The sequence below is a fragment of the Nocardia sp. NPDC058497 genome (genome assembly GCF_042720195.1).
GTDB lineage: Bacteria > Actinomycetota > Actinomycetes > Mycobacteriales > Mycobacteriaceae > Nocardia.
On the sequence record NZ_JBHXMY010000491.1, the window covers coordinates 1 to 4,511 of the forward strand.

1 protein-coding gene is annotated in these 4,511 nt (G+C 66.5%); it reads right to left on the bottom strand.

Going from position 1 to position 4,511, the window contains the following annotated elements; all coding sequences use genetic code 11:
• The coding region (locus tag ACFWPJ_RS25615) for a type I polyketide synthase (RefSeq protein WP_378854936.1) at positions 1-4,511 on the bottom strand (4,511 nt) is incomplete at both ends.

Genomic DNA, 4,511 nt, shown 5'->3' on the forward strand with positions numbered 1-4,511 from the left:
TGCGAAACCCGCAACCTGTGTGTGCGCCAACCGCGTTCGGCACACGCATCAGCAACAGCGACGACATCGTCTTCGACACCGGACAACACCACCGACGACGGACCATTGACCGCCGCAATCGAAACCCCACCGGCCGACACGTCACCAGCCGCAAGCAGCGCCAGCACGTCGGCCTCGGAGGCACCCACGGCAACCATCGCCCCACCGGCGGGCAGCGCCTGCATCAACCGGCCGCGCGCCGCCACCAGCACACACGCATCCGCCGGCGACAACACACCCGCCACGTGCGCGGCAGCGACCTCACCGATCGAATGACCCGCCACCACATCCGCCCGGACTCCCCACGATTCGAGCAGCCGGAACAACGCCACTTCGAACGCGAACAACCCAGCCTGAGCGAACACCGTCTGGTCGACCAGGTCATCGCTCGACAACGCCGCACCAAGCGAAACCGACTGCCCCAGCATCGGATCCAACTCGGCGACGATCGCATCGAAATGCTCGGCGAACACCGGATACGCACCATGGAGCTCAATAGCCATACCGGCCCACTGCGCACCCTGACCGGAAAACACCACACCCGTCGAACCCGGCACCACACGACCGGACACCACACCCGGAATCGTTTCGCCGTGACCCAGGACCCGCACGCCCGCGAGCAGATCATCACGGCCCTCGGCCACCACCACGGCCCGATGCTCGAAAACTCCGCGCGTGGACGCCAGCGAGAAGCCGACGTCCGCCGGATCCCGGTCGTGATCGTCAACATACGACGCCAGACGCCCGGCCTGACCGGCGAGAGCCGCACCGCTGCGCGCCGAAACCACCCACGGCAACACAGCGGGAACCGACTCGACCACCGGCACCGACTCCACCGGCGCCGGTTCCACGACCGGAGCCTGCTCCAGGATGAGGTGAGCATTCGTTCCGCTGATACCGAACGAGGACACACCGGCACGACGCGGCCGATCTGTCTCCGGCCACGCCACTTGCTCGGTCAGCAACCGGATATGACCCTCGGTCCAATCGACCTTGGTGCTGGGCTGATCGACATGCAGCGTCTGCGGCAACACACCGTGCCGCATCGCCATCACCATCTTGATCACACCACCCACACCCGCGGCGGCTTGGGAATGACCGATGTTGGACTTCAACGACCCCAACCACAACGGACGATCCGCAGCACGATCCTGCCCATAGGTGGCCAGCAACGCTTGGGCCTCGATCGGATCACCCAAAGTCGTACCCGTACCGTGAGCTTCCACCGCGTCGACCTCGACCGAAGACACCCCGGCATTGGCAAGGGCTTGCCGGATCACCCGCCGCTGCGACGGACCATTCGGAGCGGTCAAACCATTCGACGCACCATCCTGATTCACCGCCGAACCCGCGACCACCGCCAAGACCTGGTGACCGTTGCGGTGGGCGTCGGACAAGCGTTCCAGCACCAACACACCGGCACCTTCGGACCAGCCGACGCCATCGGCCGTATCGGCGAAGGACTTGCATCGCCCGTCCGGGGCCAGTCCCCGCTGCCTGCTGAACTCCACATAGATCTCCGGTGTCGCCATCACCGCGACACCACCGGCCAAGGCCAGATCACATTCCCCCGACCGCAACGACTGCGCGGCCAGATGCATCGCCACCAGCGATGACGAACACGCCGTGTCCACGGTGACCGACGGCCCTTCCAGACCGAACACGTACGACACTCGCCCGGACACCAAACTCCCGGCAGCGCTGTTACCGGTTCCCTGGGCGTAGTCGTGATACATCATGCCGGTGAAGACCCCGGTCGAACTGCCACGCAGCTCAGCCGGATCCACGCCGGCGCGCTCCAACGCCTCCCACGAGGTCTCCAGCAGCAACCGCTGCTGCGGATCCATCATCGTGGCTTCGTTGGGGCTGATTCCGAAGAAGTCCGCATCGAAATCGGCCGCCGAATAAAGGAATCCACCCTGACGTGTGTAGGTCTTACCGGCCTTGCCGGGCTCCGGATCGTAGATACCCTCGATATCCCAGCCACGATCCACCGGCAACTCACCGGTGGTATCAACGCCCGAAACGACCAGCCGCCACAGGTCTTCCGGCGAGGCGACACCACCGGGATAGCGACAAGCCATCGCCACCACGGCGATCGGGTCGTCGTCGACAGCCCTGCCGGCGGTTACTGCGATGTCCTGGCTGGTACCGGTGAGCTCGTCGGCCAGATACTCGGCCAAGGCCTGCGGTGTCGGGTAGTCGAACACCAGAGTGGCGGGCAGCTGGAGACCGGTGGCGGCCTTGAGCGCGTTGCGGAATTCGATCGCGGTGATCGAGTCGAAACCAAGCTCGCTGAACGCCTTGTCCGCTTCGACGGCGTTCGTGTTCTGGTGACCCAGAATCGTGGCGACCTGACTACGCACGATCTCGACCAGCACACCGAAGCGTTCGCCGTCGGGAGTACTCGCCAACCGAGCGCGCAACGCCGTGGCGGCACCCGAGACGGCTTTCCGGCGTTGCGGGATCAGACCGGAGAACAGCGCGGGCGTGGCGATTCCTGTGCCGCGCATGGCATCCACATCCAGGCGGGCAAGCAGGAGCGTCGCGGTGTCGATTCGAGTGGCGGCGTCGAACAGCGCGAGGCCTTGTTCTTCCGACAGCGGCAGCATGCCCGAGCGAGACATGCGCTGCCGGTCGACATCGCCGAGCTCGCCTGCCATACCCCCGTCCCAGAGTCCCCACGCCAGAGACACACCGCAGCGACCGGAAGCCCTGCGGTGCGCGGCCACAGCGTCCAGGCAGGCATTGGCCGCGGCATAGTTGCCCTGGCCCGCGCTGCTGAACGCACCGGCCACCGAACTGAACAACACGAACGCTTTCAGCGGGAGGTCAGCGGTCAGTTCGTGCAGGTGCAGGGCGGCATCGACCTTGGGCCCCAACACCGTATCCATCCGAGCCGGGGTCAGCGAGGCGATGGCACCGTCATCGAGCACACCGGCCAGATGGAAGACCCCGGTCAGCGGGTGCGCGGCAGGCACATCGGCGAGCACCCGCGCCAGCGCGCCACGATCGGCGACATCGCAGGCGGCGAACTCGACCTCGGCACCCAAACCCTCCAGCTCCGCACGCAACTCAGCGGTGCCTGGCCCGGATTCACCGCGCCTACTCAGCATCGTCAAGCGCCGAACACCGTGGGAGGCGACCAGGTGCCGGGCGAACAACCCGCCGAGCAGACCACTCGCACCGGTGATCAGAACGGTGTCGTCCGGACCGAACGACGAACTGTCAGCCGAAGCGGTTGCCGGAGCGGTGATTCGGCCGAGGCGCGCCACGTGTACTTGTCCGTCGCGCACGGCTACCTGCGGTTCGCCCGCGGCCAGAATCCCGCCGAGCAGCCCGTCGAGTTCCGTCCCTGTGTCTGCTGAGCCGGTATCGATCAAGACGATCCGGCCAGGACTTTCGGCCTGCGCGGAGCGAACCAGACCACACACCGCGGCACCGGCCAGGTTCGTAATGTCTTCCGCGGCTACCGATACCGCACCGCGGGTTCGAACCACGAGAACCGAATCGGCGAACCGATCCGCTGTCGTCCAGGACTGCAGCACCTCGAGAACGTCATGCGTCGCGGTATGAATGGCGGCGGGATCGTTACCGATCGGGCATTCCAGCAGCACCGCCTGCGGAACCTGCTCACCGAGTTCCGCCCACGCTACTGCGCTGACCTCGGCCTCGGCCACCGAGATCGGTGTCCAATCGACCTGGAACACCGCGGTTTTGGCGATAGAAGTGCTAGCGGTGAGTTGCGCGGGCTCGATCGGCCGAGACGCCAGGTGCCGGACCGTCGCGACCGGGGCGCCCGTCATGTCCGCCAAATCCACAGCAATGCCGTGCTCGCCGACGCGGGTGAGCCGAACACGCAGCGCGTCGGCCCCACTGGCGTGCACAGTCACACCGGACCACTCGAACGGCAGCGCGAGCCCAGCTCCCTGCGCGGGCACGTCGCCGGCGAAACGCAAGGCGTGCAGAGCCGCATCGAGCAGCGCCGGATGCAGGCCGAATCGCTGCGCCTCGGATCGGGCCTGTTCGGGCAGTTCGATCTCGGCGTAGACCCCGTCGGTTCCCCGCCACACGGATGTCAACGCCTGGAACACCGGACCGTAGTGATAGCCCTGCTCATCGAGGGCGTCGTAGACACCATCGATGTCGACCGCGATGGCGTCGGCGGGCGGCCACTGCGCCAGATCCACAGCGGCGCTGTCGAGTCCTGGTGCGAGCACGCCTTCGGCGTTCAACGTCCACGACCGCGCCGTTTCGACGTCGTCATCGGGGCGGGAGAAGATCCGTACCGCACGACGACCCGACGCGTCCGCGGCGTCGACGACAACGCGCACCGCGATCCCGGCCGACTCCGACAGCACCAGTGGGGCTCGCAGGACCAGCTCCGCCAGGGTCGAGCAGCCGACCTGTTCTCCGGCGTGCAGGGCGAGCTCGACGAAACCGGTACCGGGGAACAGCACGGTGTCCATCAC